General features: G+C 64.8%; 5 protein-coding genes and 1 pseudogene. 5 read left to right on the top strand and 1 reads right to left on the bottom strand.

Annotation, left to right across the window (positions count from 1 at the left end):
- Window positions 1-492 precede the first annotated feature (492 nt).
- Window positions 493-9,780 (bottom strand): retention module-containing protein, encoded by a 9,288-nt coding sequence (locus SFA35_RS20260; RefSeq protein ID WP_320572297.1) that lies wholly within the window; start codon window positions 9,778-9,780, stop codon window positions 493-495.
- Between the two features lie 625 nt (window positions 9,781-10,405).
- Here SFA35_RS20260 and SFA35_RS20265 point away from each other — a divergent pair.
- The 5 genes and pseudogenes from SFA35_RS20265 to SFA35_RS20285 all read left to right on the top strand — a co-directional run.
- Entirely contained in the window at window positions 10,406-11,761 is a 1,356-nt protein-coding gene (locus SFA35_RS20265) for a TolC family outer membrane protein (protein WP_320572298.1), read from the top strand.
- Window positions 11,762-11,815: 54 nt separating this feature from the next.
- Window positions 11,816-13,984 carry a type I secretion system permease/ATPase gene (locus SFA35_RS20270; RefSeq protein WP_320579146.1) on the top strand — a complete coding sequence of 723 codons (2,169 nt, stop codon included), beginning with the start codon at window positions 11,816-11,818 and terminating at the stop codon, window positions 13,982-13,984.
- A gap of 1 nt (window position 13,985) precedes the next feature.
- Window positions 13,986-15,353 carry an HlyD family type I secretion periplasmic adaptor subunit gene (locus SFA35_RS20275; RefSeq protein ID WP_320572299.1) on the top strand — a complete coding sequence of 456 codons (1,368 nt, stop codon included), beginning with the start codon at window positions 13,986-13,988 and terminating at the stop codon, window positions 15,351-15,353.
- 336 nt (window positions 15,354-15,689) lie between these two features.
- Window positions 15,690-17,771, top strand: coding sequence for a carboxy terminal-processing peptidase (locus SFA35_RS20280; RefSeq protein ID WP_320572300.1), 2,082 nt, complete (start codon window positions 15,690-15,692; stop codon window positions 17,769-17,771).
- Between the two features lie 133 nt (window positions 17,772-17,904).
- A pseudogene (locus SFA35_RS20285) lies at window positions 17,905-18,699 on the top strand (EAL domain-containing protein); the annotation flags it as partial.
- Window positions 18,700-18,741: the final 42 nt, after the last annotated feature.

The raw sequence follows: 18,741 nt of genomic DNA on the forward strand, positions 1-18,741 counted from the left end.
AGATCGGGGGCTCTGCCCTCTATCCGAACAAGCCAATTCCTTGTTCGAAATGGCCCATTTAACCGGTCGTGCCTTGCGCCTCAGGGCTCGCAGCACCCGGCCACCGAGGTGAGGCCGTCGCCAGCTGCGCCGGCTCCTACAACAGTCCGTGGTGCACCACAGCTGGCGAGCGAAGCAACCCCGAATGCCAGGCTTGATTGGCCATGAGCCACGATATCTACAGATGATCCACCAGGCCACCGAGGTGATGCCCTCGCCAGCTGCGCCGGCTCCTACAACAGTCCGTGGTGCACCACAGGTGGCGTAGAAGCCGGCGAAGCTGGCGAGCGAAGCGACCCCGAATGCCAGGCTTGATTGGCCATGAGCCACGATATCTACAGATGATCCACCACGCCACCGAGGTGAGGCCCTCGCCAGCTGCGCCGGCTCCTACAACAGTCCGTGGTGCACCACAGGTGGCGTAGGAGCCGGCGCCCGCCGAGCTTTTTGGGCTTACACCGTGTCCACCTTGAGCGAATGATCGGTCAGCATGCCGTTGATGATGGTCGCCGCGTCGTTGCTCGCCACCGCCCCGCTCGCCCCCGCCGCCACACCGTATTGATGCGCCAGATTGACCCCTTGCAGGTCGATGGTCTGGGTCGGCGTGGCAGCTGCGCTGGAGCTGACCTGGATGGTAGTCATCAGGTTGTCGCCGGTGCCGGTCACCTGAAAGTGCAGGTAGTCGTCCAGCGAGTTGGCATCGCTGTGACCCTGCAGCAGCTGCGACAGGTCCAGGGTGTTGCTGCCCGGCTTGAAGTCGGTGACGGTGTCGTGGCCAGTGTTGCCCTGTTGCCAGAGGAAGGTGTCGCTGCCGCCGCCCCCCGTCAGGGTATTGTTGCCCATGCCGCCGATCAGCGTGTCATTGCCGCTGCCACCGATCAGGGTGTCATTGCCCAGCCCGCCATTGAGCACGTTGCCTTTGTCGTTGCCGATCAGTACGTCGTCGTGTGACGAGCCGATCAGGTTCTCGATCGAAACCAGGGTGTCGTACTTGCCGTCCATCACGTTCTGCTGCCCGGCAATGGCAAGGCTGACATGCACTCCGGCCGTGGCGTTCTGATAGCTGACCGTGTCGTTGCCGTCACCACCGTTGAGCAGGTCGTTGCCGCTGCCGGCGATCAGCAGATCGTCGCCTTTGCCACCGAACAGTGAATCGTTGCCGGCACCGGCGGTGAGCACGTCATTGCCGTCCGAGCCTGCCAGCACATGGTCACCGGTACTCGCTGCGGTGAGGGTCGCCGCCGTGGTGGTATCGGCGGCCACCGCGTAATGGGCATCGGTGGCCGTGCCGGTGGCGGTATCGGAGGAGTAGATCGCCGTGGTCGCGCCGATGGTCACCCCCAGGCTGTAATCCTCGGCGGTGCCCGCCGTGCTGGCATTGGTCACATGCAGTGTGTAGGTGCCGTCCTGGGTCGCGGTGAAGGCATGATCGGCGCTCAAGGTCTGGGTCGAGCCATCGGCCAGCACCAGCTGCAGCCCCAGCTGGGCACTGTTGGACGGGTCCAGGGTGAGGGTTTCGCCCTGCTTGAGGCTGACGCTGAACGACTCCTGGTCGACCTGCCCGGCCGCCGTGGTTGCCGCCAGGTAGCCGGTCACCAGCAGAGCCGCCGCCATGCCGCCGGACAGCGCGGTGAAGTCGGCGCGCTCCAGGGTGCGCAGGGATTCGCCAAGGTTCGTGCCGGCGCCGGTGAAGGCGATGGTCTGCAAGGTGCTGGCGGTGAAATCGCTGCTGTTACTGGCCTGGGTGACCGCCGTACCGCTGGCAGTGCCGCTGTCGTCAGCCACCACCAGGGTGCGGAACACCGTCACCACCGGCGCTGCGCCACCGGAAATCTGCACCTGCAGCCGCGCGGCGCTGGTGTCGCCATCGGCGTCGCGCAGGGTGTAGGTGAAGTTGTCGGTGGCGAACTGGCCGCTGGCCAGGGCCTTGAAGTCGGCGTCGTTGGTGTTGAGGGTGTAGGTGTAGGTGCCGTCGGGGTTGAGCACCAGGTTGCCGTAGGTACCGGTGAAATTGCCCGACACCACCGGCCCGCCGGCAACGCGGTCGGCGCCCAGCACGTCGTTGCTCAGCACGTTGCCGCTGACCGTCTGGCTGGTGGCGCTGACCAGTGCCCCGGCCACGTCGTTCACGGCAATCGGCGCGTCATTGATGATGTTGACGCTCAGCGTGCTGCTGGCAGTGCTGCCGTCGCGGTCGGCGGCAGTCACCGTGAACAGCTCGTTGATCGCGCTGGCACCCGCCGCCTGCAGTTCGTTGCTGTTGAGGTGGTAGCTGTAGCTGACCACGCCGGTGGTGGCGTTGTAGCCGGTGATGGTCAGGGTGTTGCCCAGCGCGCCGGTGATCGCCGGCAACGTGCCGACCAGGGTGCCGTTGCTGACCAACGCAGTGCCGTTGATCGTCAGCGCCGAGAGGCCGTCCGGTGCGGTTACCGTGAAGGTCCCGGTACGGGTCAGGCCGGCGCTGTCCGGGCTGCTGCCGTTGGCCAGGTTGGCCTCGAACACGGTCACCTGGGCGCTGTTGCCGCCCAGGCCGCCGATAGTGACCGGGTCGTTGAGGTTGTTGATGTTCAGGTTCAGGGTGGCGGTGCTGGTGTCGCCGTCCGAGTCATTGAGCGTGTAGACGAAACTCTCGGCTGCGGAAGTGCCGCCCAGCAGCGACTTGAAGGCACTGCCATTGCTGTTGAGGGTGTAGGTGTAGCTGCCGTCGGCGCGCAGCACCAGGGTGCCGTAGGTGCCGGTGAAAGTGCCGGCGCTGATCGGCCCGGCGCTGATGCGGTCGGCGCCCTGCACGTCGTTGCTCAATACGTTGCCGGTCAGGGTCAGGTGGCTTTCATCGGCAGCGGTGGTGTTGCTGTCGTTGACCGCCCGGGGCACGTCGTCGATGACGTTGGCGACGATGCTACCGACCACCGACTTGCCGGTGCTGTCGGTGGCGGACACGGCGATGTTCTCGGTCACCGTGTTGGCGCCGGCGACGGCGGCGTTGGCGGTGTTGCCGGTCAGCTTGTAGCTGTAGGTCACGGTGCCGGCGGTGGCGTCCAGGCCGGTGACGGTGATGGTGTTGCCCAGGGACGTGGTGATCGGCTGGTTCAGGGCCACCAGCACGCCATTGGTCAGGATCGCCACCCCGCCCACCGACAAGCTGCTGAGGCCGGCGCTGGCATTGACCGTAAAGGAATGACTCTGGGTCAAGGCGGCCGCGTTGGGCGCCGAACCCAGGGCCAGGTTGGCCTCGTTGACGGTAACATCGTTGCTGCCAATGCCGCCGATGACGATGGTGCTGGTGGATGCGCCGCCAACGTCGATGCTCAGCACGGCGGTGCTGGTGTCACCGTCCGAGTCCTTGAGGGTATAGGTGAACGTCTCGGTGCCGTGGGCGCCGTTGGTCAGCGCCCGGTAGGCGGCCGACCCGGTGTTGAGCGTGTAGGTGTAGGTGCCGTTGGCGTTGAGCAGCAGCGTGCCATAGCTGCCGTTGAAGCTGCCGCTGGTGATCGGCCCGCTGCTGATGCGGTCGGCACCCTGGGTGTCGTTGCTCAGCACGTTGCCGGTGAGGGTCAGGTGACTGGCGTCGGCCGTGGTGCTGTTGCTGTCATTGACGGCGGTGGGCACGTCGTCGGTGACCTTGACCACGATGGTGCCGCTGGCCGTGGCACCGGCGCGGTCGGTGGCGTTGACCGCGAGGTTTTCGGTCAGCACGTTGGCGCCGTTGCCGGTCGGGTGCGCCTCGTTGGCCACCAGGGTGTAGGTGTAGGTGACCACGCCGTTGGAAGCGTTCAGGCCAGTGATGCGCAGGGTGTTGCCCGAGGCAGTGGTGATCGGCGCGCCATAGTTGACCAGGTTGCCGTTGCTCAACACGGTGACCCCGGCGATCGACAGGTTGGACAGCCCGGCACTGGTGTTGACGGTGAACGAGCCGCTCTTGGTCAGCGCGGTCGAATTGGGCGACGAGCCCAGCGCCAGGTTGGCCTCGTTAAGCGAAACATCGCCTGCACCGTTGCCGATGCCGCCGATGGTGATGGTGCTGGCCGGGCCGCCGACGTTGATCACCAGGTTGGCCGTGCTGGTGTCGCCGTCGGAGTCGTTGAGGGTGTAACGGAAGGTTTCGGTGCCGCGGCCATTGGCGCCCAGCGCGATGAAGTCGGCATCGCTGGTATTGAGGACGTAGCTGTAGGCGCCACTGGCGCTGATCGTCAGGGTGCCGTAGGTGCCGCTGAAGGTCCCGGCGGTGATCGGGCCGTTGTTGCCGCTGATGGCAATGCGGTCGGCGCCCTGCACGTCGTTGGTCAACAGGTTGCCGGTCAGGGTCTGGTGGCTGGCATCGGCCGTGGTGCTGTTGCTGTCGTTGACCGCCGTCGGCACGTCGTCGGTGACCTTCACCACGATACTGCTGCTGCCGGTGGCGCCGGCGCGGTCGCTGGCAACCACCGCGAGGTTCTCGGTCAGCACGTTGGCGCCGTTGCCGGCTGGATGCGCCTCGTTGCCGTTGAGCGTGTAGGTGTAGGTGACCACACCGTTCGAGGCGTTCAGGCCGGTGATGCGCAGGGTGTTGCCCGAGGCGGTGGTGATCGGCGCGCCGTAGTTGACCAGGTTGCCGTTGCTCAGCACCGTGACCCCGGCGATCGACAGGTTGAGCAGGCCGGCAGTGGTGGTCACGGTGAAGCTGCCGCCCTGGGTCAGCGCGGCGCTGTTGGGCGCCGAGCCGAGCGCCAGGTTGGCTTCGGTGATGGTGACGTCGCCCGCGCTGCTGCCGATGCCGGTAATGGGCAGGCTGGCACCGCTGCCGGTGACATTCAGGGTCAGGGTCGCGGTGCTGGTGTCGCCATCGGAGTCGCGCAGGGTGTAGGTGAAGGTTTCGCTGCCGGTGCGGTTGCCCAGGGCCACGTAGTCGGGGTCACTGGTGTTGAGGCTGTAGGTGTAGCTGCCGTTGGCGTTGAGCACCAAGCTGCCGTAGGTGCCGTTCAAGCTGACGGCGTTGATCGGGCCGGTCGTGGTGCTGGTGGAAGCGATGCGGTCGGCGCCCTGCACGTCGTTGCTCAGCACGTTGCCAGTGAGGGTCACATGAGTGGCGTCGAGGTTGCTGGCGCCGGTGTCGTTGACCGCCCGTGGCACGTCGTCGACGACGTTGGCCACCAGGCTGCCGCTGCTGGTGTTGCCGAGGCTGTCGGTGGCCCGCACGGCAATGCTTTCACTGACGGTGTTGGCCCCGGCGGCCACCACGTTGGCGACGTTGCCGGTGAGCTGATAGTTGTAGGTGACCAGGCCCGTGGTGGCGTCCAGCCCGGTGACGGTGATGGTGTTGCCCAGCGAGGTGGTGATTGGCTGGTTGAGCGCGACCAGCACCCCGTTGTTGAGAATGGTCACGCCGCCGATCGACAGGCTGGAGAGCCCGGCGGTGGCGCTCACGGTGAAGGTGTGGGTCTGGGTCAGCGCGGCGGCATTGGGCGCCGAGCCCAGCGCCAGGTTGGCCTCGTTGACCGTGACGTCGCTGCTGCCGATGCCGGGAAGGCTGATGCTGCCGGCGCGCCCGGCCACCGTCAGGGTCAGGGTCGCGGTGCTGGTGTCGCCGTCCTTGTCGTTAAGCGTGTAGGTGAAGGTCTCGGTGCCCGAGCGGCTGCCCAAGGCGATGTAGTCCGGGTCGTTGGTGTTGAGGGTGTAGGTGTAGTCGCCGCTGCTGTTGAGCACCAGGCTGCCATAGACGCCGTTGAGGGTGGTGGCGGTGATCGGGCCGGTGCTGGTCCCCGTCGAGGCGATGCGGTCGGCGCCCTGGATGTCGTTGCTGAGCACGTTGCCGGTCAGGGTGGTGTGGGTGGCATCGAGGTTGCTCGCGCCGGTGTCGTTGACCGCCCGTGGCACGTCGTCGGTGACGTTGGCGACGATGTTGCCGGTGGTCGACAGGCCGCCGCGGTCGGTGGCCACCACCTGCACGTTTTCACTGACCACGTTGGCGCCGGTCCCGGCGACGTTGTTGGCGGCGGCTAGGCGATAGCTGTAGGTCACCAGGCCACTGGTGGCATCGAGCCCGGTGACCGTGATGACGTTGCCAAGGCTGGTGGTAATCGGCTGGTTGAGCGCCACCAGCACGCCATTGGTGAGCACAGCCACGCCGCCCACCGACAGGCTGTTGAGCCCGGCCGAGGCATTCACGGTAAAGGTGTGGCTCTGGGTCAGGGCCGCCGCGTTGGGCGCCGAGCCCAGCGCCAAGTTGGCCTCGTTGACCGCGACGTCATTGCTGCCGATGCCGCTGATGGTGATGCTGCCACCGGTGCCGGCGATGTTCAGCACCAGGTTGGCGGTGCTGGTGTCGCCGTCGGAGTCGCGCAGGGTGTAGGTAAAGGTCTCGCTGCCGGCACGCCCGCCGAGCGCCACGTAGTCGGGGTCGCTGGTGTTGAGGAGGTAGGTGTAGCTGCCGTTGGCATTGAGCTGCAAGGTGCCGTAGGTGCCGTTCAAGTTGGCGGCGGTGACCGGCCCGGTGGTGGTGCCGGTGGAAGCGATGCGGTCGGCACCCTGGGTGTCGTTGGTCAGCACGTTGCCGGTCAGGGTCTGGTGCGTGGCGTCGGCCGCAGTGCCGTTGCTGTCGTTGACCGCCGTGGGCACGTCATCGGTGACGTGGGCGACGATGGTCGCGGTAGCCGTAGTGCCGCTGCTGTCGGTGGCCACCACGCTGATGTTCTCGCTGGCCGTGTTGGCCCCGGCCACTTGCGCGCTGGCGGTGTTGCTGGCCAGGCGATAGGTGTAGGTGACCAGGCCGTTGGTGGCGTCCAGCCCGGTGACCGTCAACACCCCCAAGGCAGTGTTGATCGGCTGGTTGAGCCCGACCAGCACGCCATTGGTCATGATCGCCACGCCAGCGACGGACAGGCTGGCGAAGCCGTTGCTGGCAGTGACTACAAAGGTGTCGGTCTGAGTCAGCGCGGCGGCGTTGGGCGAGGAGCCCAGCGTCAGGTTGGCCTCGTTGACGGTGACGTCGCCGGAGCTCGAGCCGATGCCGCTGATCACCACCGAGCCGGGGGCGCCGGCGACGTTGATGGTCAGGGTCGCCTGGCTGGTGTCGCCGTCGGCGTCGTTGAGGGTGTAGGTGAAGGTTTCGCTGCCGGTGCGGCTGCCCAGGGCGACGTAGTCGGGGTCGTTGGTGTTGAGCGTGTAGATGTAGTTGCCGCTGCTGTTGAGCACCAGATTGCCGTAGGTGCCGGTCAGCGTGGCCGGGGTGATCGGCCCGCCGGACATGCGGTCGGCACCTTGCACGTCGTTGCTCAGCACGCTGCCGGTCACCGTCTGGTGCGAGGCGTCGGCGGTGGCGGTGTCGTTGACCGCCCGTGGCACATCGTCGGTGATGTTCACCGAGATCGACCCGGTGGCCGAGACATTGGCCTTGTCGGTGGCCGTGACGCTGATGGTTTCCGGCAGGCTGTTGGTACCGTTGCCGCTGGCATGGGTCTCGCTGCGGGCCAGGGTGTAGGAGTAGGAGACCACGCCGGTGGTGGCATTGAGCCCAGTGACCGTCAGGGTATTGCCCAGCGCCGTGGTGATCGGCTGGTTGACCGCCACCAGCACACCGTTGGTGAGCACCGCCACGCCGTTGATCGACAGGCTGTTGAGGCCGGCGCTGGCGGCGACGTTGAAGGTGCCGTTCTGGGTCAACGCGGCGCTGTTGGGCGCCGAGCCCAGCGCCAGGTTGGCCTCGTTCACCGTCAGCGGGTTGCCCACCGGGGTGATGCTGATGCTCGAGGTGGAGGTGCCGTTGGCCACGTTCAAGGTCAGGGTGGCGGTGCTGGTATCGCCGTCGGCGTCTCTGAGTGTGTAGGTGAAGGACTCGGTGCCCCGCCCGCCTGCTCCCAGAGTAATAAAGTCCGGGTCGCTGGGGGTGAGCGTGTAGGTGTAGCTGCCGTTGGCGTTCAAGGCCAGGGTGCCGTAGGTCCCGGTGAAGGTGCCGGCGGTGATCGGCCCGGTGCTGGTGCCCGTAGAGGCAATGCGGTCGGCGCCCTGGGTGTCGTTGGTCAGCACGTTGCCGGTCAGGGTCGGGCTGGCCGCCGTGGCGGCAGTGCTGTTGCTGTCGGCGACGGCGCGCGGCACGTCATCGGTGAGGTTGACGGTGATCGAGTTGCTCACTGCCGTGCCGTTGTTATCGATGGCCACCACCGACAGGCCCAGCGCCAGGTTGTTGGCCCCGCCGCCGCTGGCATGGGTTTCTGCGCCGTTGAGCTTGAACGAGTAGCTGACCACCCCGGTGCTCAGGTTGACCCCGGTGACGGTCAGGGTGTCGCCCAGCGCCGTGGTGATCGGCTGGTTGACGCCGACGATGGCGCCGCCGCTGACGATGTCGGTGCCGTTGATCGACAGGTCCGACAGCCCGGCGGTGGCCGCCACGGTGAACGACGAGCTTTGCGTGAGGGCCGCTGCGCTGGGATTGGAACCCAGCGGCAGGTTCGCTTCGTTGACCGTCACGCTGGAGTTGCTGATGGTGATGCTGTCGGCGTTGTTGACCTGCACCGTAAGCGTCGCGCGGCTGCTGTCGCCGTCGGAGTCGGTGAGGATGTAGTTGAAGGTGTCGTTGCCGCTGCCGCCATTGCCCAGGGCGATGAACGCCGGGGCGTTGGGGTTGACCGTGTAGGTGTAGGTGCCATCGGCGGCCAGCACCAGGGTGCCGTAGATGCCGGTAAAGGTGCCCGGAGTGACCGGGCCATTGGCGACCACGTCGGCGCCCTGGATATCGTTGTCCAGCACGCTGCCGAAGGCGGTCAGGGAGTTTTCGTCGACGCCGTCGGTGTTGACGTCGTTGACCGCCGTGGGCAGGTCGTCGGTGATGTTGACCGTGATCGCGCCGGTGCCGGTGGAGCCGTTGCTGTCGCCGGCGACCACCGGGACGCTTTCCACCAGGTTGTTGGCGCCATTGCCGGTGGGGTGAGTCTCGTTGCTCTGCAGGGTGTAGGTGTAGCTGATGGCGCCGTTGGCGGAGTTCAGCCCGGTGATCGTGATCAGGTTGCCCAGGGCCGTGGTGATGGGCGTATTGAGGCCGGTCAGCACGCCGTTGGTCAGCACCGCGACGCCGGCGATCGACAGGTTGGTCAGGCCGTCGGGCGCGGAAATGGTGAAGCTGCCGCTGCGCGACAGGGCGCTGTCCAGCGGATTGGAGCCATCGGCCAGGTTGGCTTCGCTGACCGTACCGGCGGCGCTGGTGGGTACGCTGACCGGGTTGTCGACCACGGCCACGGCATTGGTGGTGGCGGTAAGCGGGTTGACGAACAGCGCGGCGGTGGCCACGGTGCCGGTCACGCCGGCGGTATCGAAGCCTACTGTGGGGGCCACGGCGCCGCCCACGGCGTCGAGCAGGACGAAACTGTGGCCCCCGCCGGCGCTGGTGCCGGTGGCTGCAGCCGGCGTGGTACCGGCGGCGGTGGGGTCGGCATCGACGGTCGGGTCCTGGCCGGCGGCGATGGCCGCCTGAATACGGTCCACATCGACCAGCGGCGAGGCGCTCGGCGCACTTAGTGCGGACGCCACCTCGACGTGGGGCACGGTGTTGGTGGCCAAGGTATCGGCAGACATATGCACCGTGCTGTCTCGGCCCAGAAGCATGTCCTGGCCGTTTTGCAGGTGCACGGCAACCGCCCCGCTATCTCCGGTTTCCAGCACATCGCCGGCATACAGCCGATCCCCATCGACAAGCGTTCTGCGCGTTCCGTCCGCAGCAATGGCAATTACGTTCCCGACTACCTTGCTCACTACGCCAATCAATTGGGCCATCTTGCCGTCTCCTCGGTCGTTGGTCTGTGGTTCGTGACAGACCACGGGCGAACGAACAACGGCAGCACACTCCAGGTTCTACAGGCTTCCAGCGGCGACTCGTCTACCGGGGCTGTACGTCGCGCACAGCCCATGCAGACGCGCGATCCTTCGCACGTATCCTTGATCCAGCTTGGTAGCTGAAATGACAACAGTCGGAAATATCCAAGCTAAATCAGACATATCCTGACACTATCCCAACCAGCACATTGGCAAACGGAAGTTTCTTTTCAGAGGTGCCATTTTCTTGTCACAGCCAGGCTGGACTCGGGCCACGCCCCCGTTTACCGTCCCCTCAAGCGACTACTCCGTCCTTCGCTGCTCAGAAATTGAACTTTTCCAAAACCCGATAAACCATGGTATAGCTACACACCACGCGGGTTACGATGAAAACAATGTGCTGAAAACCAGGCACCGCATAAGTTTTTTTTGGCATAAGTGTTATTCGAAAAGAATCTAAAACCGGATGGAACTTGTGGCCAAACTCATTGTTTAGCCATTGTCACAATTTTTACAATAAATTATCGCCATAAAATTGGCGGAAGCTTGACCAACATTGAAGAGAACATTCAGGGAGAAGTACCCAATGCGCGTTTTGACCCCGCTGTGCGGCGCGATGCTGATGTCGATGGCCTGCGCGAACGCCAACGCCATGTCCTTGGCTCAAGCGATCCAGTCCACTGTAGATAACCATCCGGAACTGCAATCGAGCATCAACAACCGTCTTTCGGCAGACGAAGACGCCAAGGCCGCGCGCGGCGGCTATCTGCCGAGCGTCGACCTGGTGGCCGGCTACGGTCGGGAAAAATCCGACAACCCGACCACCCGCTCGCTGGGCAACAACCACACCGAGACCCTGAACTACACCCAGTCCGAGCTGCGCCTGCGGCAGATGCTGTTCGACGGTTCGGCCACCACCAACGAGGTGGGCCGCACCACCTCTATCGTCAACTCGCGCGCGTACTACGTACAAGGCACCGCCCAGGACCTGGCCCTGCGTGCCGTGGAGGTCTACCTCGAAGTGCTCAAGCGCCGCGAGCTGCTGGACCTGGCCAAGAACAACCTGCAGGCGCACCTGCGGGTCAATGACCAGATCGGCCTGCGCAGCCAGCGCGGGGTCGGCAGCACCGCCGACGTCGATCAGTCGCGCGCTCGTCGCGCCTTGGCCGAAAACAACTTCTACACCGCCCAGGTCGACCTCAACGACGCCGAAGCCAACTTCTTCAGCGCCACTGGGCGTATGCCCGACGAGCTGGAGCCCTTGGCCTCGATCAAGGGCGAAATGCCCACCGACCTGCAGACCGCCAAGCAGGTCATGCTGGAAAACAACCCGTACCTGAAGTCGGCCCAGGCCGACGTGCAGTCTGCCGAGAAGCAATACGACGAGGCCAAGTCGGCGTTCTACCCGACCGTGGCGGCCGAAGCCGCCGTGGGCGCGAACAACAACCTGTCGGGCGAGGAAGGCCGCAACAACGATTGGCGCGCCGGCGTGACCCTGAACTACAACCTCTACCACGGGGGTAGCGACAAGGCTCGCCTGCAGTCCAACGCGCACAAGATCAATCAGGCCATGGACATCCGCAACAACGCCCTGCGCCAGATCAACGAAAACATGTCGCTGGCCTGGAACGCGATGAACAACGCCCGGGTCCAAACGCCGTACGCTCGCGAATACGCCGAAACCACCACCCGTGTGCGCGCGGCCTATCAGGATCAATTCGGCCTTGGCCAACGTACCCTGCTCGACTTGCTCGACAGCGAAAACGAGCTGTACAACGCCGCCCGCAACTACGCCACCCTGCGCTACACCGAGGAATACTCGATGTACCGCGTGCTGGCCAGCGAAGGCATTCTGTTCAGCAAAGTCAAAGTGGTCTTGCCGGCAGCTGCCGTCGCCCAGAACGACGTGAAGAGCGATGCGCACCTGCCCGAGATGAAGTAACCCCTCCCCGGACTGGAGTGATGCCTCTTGAGCAATTTGCAATCGGCGGGGGGCATGGACCCTCGCCAGAGTTTTGATGACCCATTGCTCGACGGTCTGCTGATCCTCTGCAAGTTACATGGATGTACCGTCAGTCGGGCCAGCCTCAGCGCTGGCCTGCCGCTCAAGGAGCAACGCCTGAGCCTCGAGCTGCTGCCCCGCGCAGCAGCGCGCGCCGGCTTGCAGGGCCGAGTGCTGCGCCGCGACCTGGGCGCCATCTCGGCCCTCAACCTGCCGGTGCTGCTGATTCTCGCCGACGGCCGCTGCGCGGTGCTGCGCCGCTGGGCAGAGGACGGTCGCGCACTGATCCTGCCCTGCGAGGCCGACGGCGGCGAGCAGTGGGTCAGCCGCGAGGAATTGCAGGCGGCCTACAGCGGCCAGGCCCTGTTCGCCCGTCCGCGCCACGAACTCGAAGACTTGCGCACACCGCTGATGCCGCGGGTCACCGCGTGGTTTCGCGATACCCTCAAGTTGTCCAAATGGCTGTACAGCGATGCCATCCTCGCCAGCCTGCTGATCAACCTGCTGGCCCTGATGATGCCGCTGTTCGTCATGCAGACCTACGACCGTGTGGTCCCCAACCAGGCCACGTCGACCTTGTGGATGCTGGCGATCGGCTTGCTGGTCGGCACGCTGTTCGAGCTGGTGTTGCGGGTGGTGCGCTCGCACCTGCTGGACCAGGCCGGGAAGAAGACCGACCTGATTCTCTCCGCCACCCTGTTCGAACGCATCACCGGCATGTCGATGAAAGCCCGCCCGGCCACCGTCGGCGGCTTTGCCCAGAGCATCCACGACTTCCAGGGCCTGCGCGAATTTCTCACTGCCGTGACCCTGACCAGCATCATCGATCTGCCCTTCGCGGTACTGATGCTCGTGGTGATCGGCCTGCTCGGCGGCTGGCTGGTTTTGATACCGCTGCTGGCGTTCCCGATCACCATCATTTTCGCCATGCTCATCCAGCGCCGCCTGCGCGACACCGTGCAGCGCAGCCTGATCCTCGCCGGCGAGCGCCAGGCCCTGCTCATCGAGACCCTCGGCGGCCTGGAGACGCTCAAGGCCTGCGGCGGCGAAAGCGAGCGCCAGTACAAGTGGGAGACCACCCACGGCGCCCTCACCCGCCTCGACGCTCATGCCCGCAACCTCTCGGCGGTCGCCTCCAACGGCACCCTGTTCATCCAGCAGTTCTGCGGCATGGCGACTATCGTGGTCGGCGTCTACAGCATCATCGGCGGCAACCTCAGCGTCGGTGCGCTGGTGGCCAGCTACATGCTTGGCAGCCGCGTACTGGCGCCGCTGGGGCAGATCGCCGGGCTGATTACCCGCTACCAGCAGGCCCAGCTGACCATGCGCAGCACCGATGCGCTGATGGCCCTGCCGCAGGAACGTGACCCCAGCCAGCGTCCCCTGGACCGCACCCAACTGGAAGGGGCAATCGCCGCCAGCGAGGTCGGCTTCCGCTACGCCGGCCAGGCCGCGCCGGCGCTGGACGGCGTCAGCTTCAGTCTCAAACCGGGCGAACGGGTCGGCATCATCGGCCGCAGCGGCTCGGGCAAGAGCACCCTGGGCCGTCTGCTGATGGGCTTCTATGAACCCGAGCAGGGCCAGTTCCTGCTCGACGGCCTCGATCTGCGACAGCTGGATGTCGCCGACCTGCGCAGCCAGATCGGCTACGTCGCCCACGACCTGCCGCTGCTGGCCGGCAGCCTGCGCGACAATCTCACCCTCGGCGCGCGCTACGTCAGCGACTCGCGGATGCTCGAAGTGGCGCAGATGACCGGCGTCATCGACCTGGCCCGCCAGCACCCGCAAGGCTTCGACCGCCCGGTGGGCGAGCGCGGCCAACTGCTGTCCGGCGGCCAGCGCCAGGCCGTGCTGCTGGCCCGGGCGCTGCTGCTCGACCCGCCGATCCTGTTGCTCGACGAACCCACCAGCCACATGGATAACGCCAGCGAGGACGCCCTGCGCACGCGCCTGCACAACTGGGTTCCGGGCAAGACCTTGCTGCTGGTCACCCACCGCACCTCGATGCTCAGCCTGGTCGATCGCCTGATCGTGCTGGACAACGGCAAGGTGCTGGTCGATGGCCCCAAGGACGCCGTGATCGAGGCCCTGCGCAGCGGTCGGGTCGGCGCGGGCAACGCCCCGGCGCCAGCCAAGGGCACCGCCACCGAGCAGGAGATTTGACATGCCACTGCCGAGCAATCAGCCCACCCGCCAACGCAGCTACCTGGGCAGCTTCAGCAAGACCGCCGAGAGCGAATTCCTCCCGGAGCTGGCCAGCGCCGCCCTGCCTGACTCGCCTCGCCTGCTGCGCCTGACCGTGTGGATCGCTGCCGCGCTGCTGGCCGCCGCCTTGATCTGGGCCAAGTTCGCCGTGCTCCAGGAGGTGACCATGGGCGAAGGCAAGGCCATCCCGTCGAGCAAGGTGCAGATCGTGCAGAACCTTGAAGGCGGCATCGTCACCGAGATCTTCGTCCACGAGGGCCAGATGGTGAACAAGGGCGACGTGCTGCTGCGCCTGGACGACACCCGCTTTCGCTCCAACCGCGGCGAGAGCGAGGCCGACCGCTATGCTCTGACCGCTCAGGTCGCACGCCTGCAGGCGGAAACCGACGGCACGCCATTCGTGGTCTCCGACGAGATCAAGGACAAGGCGCCGCAGGTGGCCGCCGACGAGATGGCCTTGTATCAGTCGCGCAAACGCCAGCTCGACAGCGAGAAGAACACCCTCAACGAGCAGCTGGTACAGAAGACCCAGGAGCTTGCCGAATACCGCTCCAAGCAGGGCCAGTACAGCTCTTCCCTGGCCTTGCTGCAGGAAGAGACGCGCATGTCGACGCCGTTGGTGGGCACCGGGGCAATTTCGCCTGTGGAAATATTGCGGCTCAAGCAGAAGACTGTCGAAGCCCGCGGCATGCTCGACGCCACCAGCCTGGCGATACCCCGCGCGCAGGCAGCAATCGCCGAGATCCGCAGCAAGATCAACGAGTCGGAACAGACCTTCCGCGCCAGCGCGGCCAAGGACCTCAACGACAAGCGCACCGACCTGTCGAAGATCACCGCCAACAGCATCGCCATCGACGACCGGGTCAGCCGCACCACGGTGACCTCGCCGGTGCACGGGGTGATCAAGACCATGAAGGTCAACACCATCGGCGGCGTGGTGCAGCCGGGCAGCGACCTGGTTGAGATAGTGCCGCTGGAAGACAACCTGCTGATCGAGGCCAAGGTGCGGCCCCAGGATGTCGCCTTCCTGCACCCGGGGCAATCGGCGATGGTCAAGTTCAGCGCCTATGACTACACCATCTACGGTGGGCTCAAAGCCAAGCTGGAGCTGATCGGCGCCGATACCGTGACCGACGACAAAGGCAACGCCTTCTACCTGATCCAGGTGCGTACCGATCGCAACCACCTGGGCAGCGACGCCAAACCGCTACTGATCATTCCGGGCATGACCGCGACGGTGGACATCATCACTGGCGAGAAGAGCGTGCTGGACTACCTGCTCAAACCGGTGCTCAAGGCGCGCACCGAGGCGCTACGGGAACGGTGACAGCAGTGTGGATGTGGTCGCCGAAAGAACCGACTGTGCGGCCACCTACTTGCTTGGATTACAGGGTGCTTGGATTCCAGGGCGCTTCGATTCCAGGGCGAAGCGCCAACGCAAACTTTCACTTGACCTGCGTCTGGCAGCGAATCTGGCGGCAGCGGCCACCGCACTTGCCGTTCAACGCCTTGCAATGCCTTCGCGCTGCCTCCATAGTTGAGGCAGGACTGAGCCCGCAGCTTCGCTACGGGCTTTTTTGCATTATGCGACCGGCTTCATCGGAACCGGCGAATTCAAAGACGGCCTAATATGCGTGATCAATTGCCCCCACGTCGAATCAGCATGAAGCACTTCTTCCCCAGCACCGCACTCGCACTCTGCATTGGCCTCGGCTCCCTGGCGATGTCCGCCAGTACGTTCGCCGCCAACAGCTGGGACAATCTTCAGCCCGACCGTGACGAGGTAGTTGCCAGCCTGAACATCGTCGAGCTGCTCAAGCGTCACCACTACAGCAAACCGCCGCTCAACGACGCGCGCTCGGCGATCATCTACGACGCCTACATCAAACTCCTCGATCCCTCGCACAGCTACTTTCTGGCCAGCGACATCACCGAGTTCGACAAGTGGAAGACCCAGTTCGACGACTTCCTCAAGGCCGGAGACCTCAACGCCGGCTTCGTGATCTACAAACGCTACCTGGATCGTGTGAAGAGCCAGCTCGACTACGCCCTGGCGATGCTCGACAAGGGCGTCGACAAGATGGACTTCACCGGCCACGAGACCTTGCTGATCGACCGCAAGGACGCACCATGGCCGAAGAACGAAGCCGAGCTCGACGACCTCTGGCGCAAGCGCGTGATGGACGAAGTCCTGCGCCAGAAGATCGCCGGCAAGGATAACAAGCAGATCCAGGACACCCTGACCAAGCGCTACAAGAACCAGCTGGCGCGCCTGGACCAGACCCGCAGCGAGGACATCTTCCAGGCGTACATGAACAACTTCGCCATGTCCTACGACCCGCACACCAACTACCTGTCGCCGGACAACGCGGAAAACTTCGATATCAACATGAGCCTCTCGCTCGAAGGTATCGGTGCCGTCCTGCAAAGCGACAACGACCAGGTCAAGATCGTGCGCCTAGTGCCAGCCGGCCCTGCCGACAAGACCAAGCAACTGGCCCCAGCCGACAAGATCATCGGTGTGGCCCAGGGCGACAAGGAAATGGTCGACGTGGTCGGCTGGCGCCTCGACGAAGTGGTCAAGCTGATCCGCGGCGCCAAGGGCTCGGTGGTGCGCCTGGACGTAATCCCGCACACCAACGCGCCGAACGACCAGACCAGCAAGATCGTCTCCATCACCCGTGAAGCGGTCAAGCTCGAAGAGCAAGCGGCGAAGAAATCCGTGCTGCACCTGTCCGAGAACGGCAAGGACTACAAGCTCGGGGTCATCGAAATCCCGGCCTTCTACCTTGACTTCAAGGCCTTCCGCGCCGGCGATCCGGACTACAAGTCGACCACACGCGACGTCAAGAAGCTGCTGACCGAGCTGCAGGCCGAAAAGGTCGACGGCGTGGTCATCGACCTGCGCAACAACGGTGGTGGTTCGCTGCAGGAAGCCACCGAGCTGACCAGCCTGTTCATCGAGAAAGGCCCTACCGTGCTGGTGCGCAACGCCGACGGGCGGGTCGATGTGCTCGAGGACGAAAACCCCGGGGCCTTCTACAAGGGGCCGATGGCGCTGCTGGTCAACCGTCTCTCGGCCTCGGCTTCGGAGATCTTCGCCGGCGCCATGCAGGACTACCACCGCGCGCTGATCATCGGCGGTCAGACCTTCGGCAAAGGCACCGTACAGACCATCCAGCCGCTCAACCATGGCGAGCTCAAGCTGACCCTGGCCAAGTTCTACCGGGTTTCCGGGCAGAGCACCCAGCATCAGGGCGTGCTGCCGGACGTCGCCTTTCCGTCGATCATCGACACCAAGGAAATCGGCGAAAGCGCGCTGCCTGAATCGATGCCGTGGGACACCATCAAGCCGTCGATCAAGCCGCCGTCCGACCCGTTCAAGCCGTTCATTGCCCAGCTCAAGAACGAACATGACGCGCGTGTGCTCAAGGACTCGGAGTTCATCTACATCCGTGACCGCCTGGCCCTGGCCGATACGCTGCTCAACGAGAAGACCGTGAGCCTCAACGAAGCCGATCGTCGCGCCCAGCATGCCGACATCGAGGCCAAGCAACTGGCGCTGGAAAACGCCCGACGCAAAGCCAAGGGTCAGGAACCGCTCAAGGAAATGAAAAAGGAAGATGAAGATGCGCTCGCCGAGCCGGACAAGACCAAGCCGGAAGACGACGCTTACCTCAGTGAAACCGGGCGTATCCTGCTCGACTATCTGAAACTTGATCCAGCGGTGGCCAAACAGGGCTGACTTGATGGCATTTAGTCATCAAACTGTCACTCTGCTGTCGTGAAATAAAGGGCTGAACCTTCCGGGTTCAGCCCTTTTTTGTTCATGCCGTTCGTGATTTCGACAATGAACAAAATTTCACGCAGAGAGTGCCATGACCATCACCGAACAGCTCGGCGCGTTGACCAGCATCCTTTCCCATGGTGGCCTGCATAGCCTGTTCCAACCTATCGTCTCGCTGTCGCAGCGACGCATTGTCGGCTACGAGGCGCTGAGCCGCGGCCCGTCCAACAGCCCGCTGCACTCCCCGCTCAACCTGTTCGCCGTGGCCCGCCAGGCCGGGCGCCTGAGCGAGCTGGAAATCGCCTGCCGCGAGAGTGCCTGCCGGCGCTTCAGCGAGCAGCAACTGCCCGGCAAGCTGTTCCTCAACGTTTCGCCGGAATCGCTGCTCGAGCCCAGCCATCCGCCGGGGCGCACCCTGGAGCTGCTGCAAAGCTTCGGCATCGCTCCCAGCCGGGTGGTCATCGAGCTCACCGAACAGACCCCCACCGACGACTTCCAGCTCCTGTTCAACGCCCTGCATCACTACCGCGCCATGGGCTTTTCCATCGCCCTGGACGACCTGGGAGCCGGCTACTCCAGCCTGCGCCTGTGGTCGGAGCTGCGCCCGGACTACGTCAAGATCGACCGGCATTTCATCGACGGCATCCACCTGGACCCGCTCAAGCGCGAGTTCGTCGGTTCGATCCTGCAGATCGCGCGCACCGCCCGCGCCCAGGTCATCGCCGAGGGCATCGAGCTGCAGGAAGAGTTGCTGACCTTGCGGGACATGGGCGTCGACCTGTTGCAGGGCTACCTGCTGGGCCGCCCCCTGGAGCATCCAGGGCGCGAGATCGACCTGCTGCCGCAAAGCCGGACAGCTCGCCTGCCGGTCCCCAGTGCAGTGTCGTTCGCGCGCTGCCGCTGGAGTACCCGGTTGGGTTAGGACTGC

This window comes from Pseudomonas sp. HR96, from assembly GCF_034059295.1.
Classification (GTDB): domain Bacteria; phylum Pseudomonadota; class Gammaproteobacteria; order Pseudomonadales; family Pseudomonadaceae; genus Aquipseudomonas.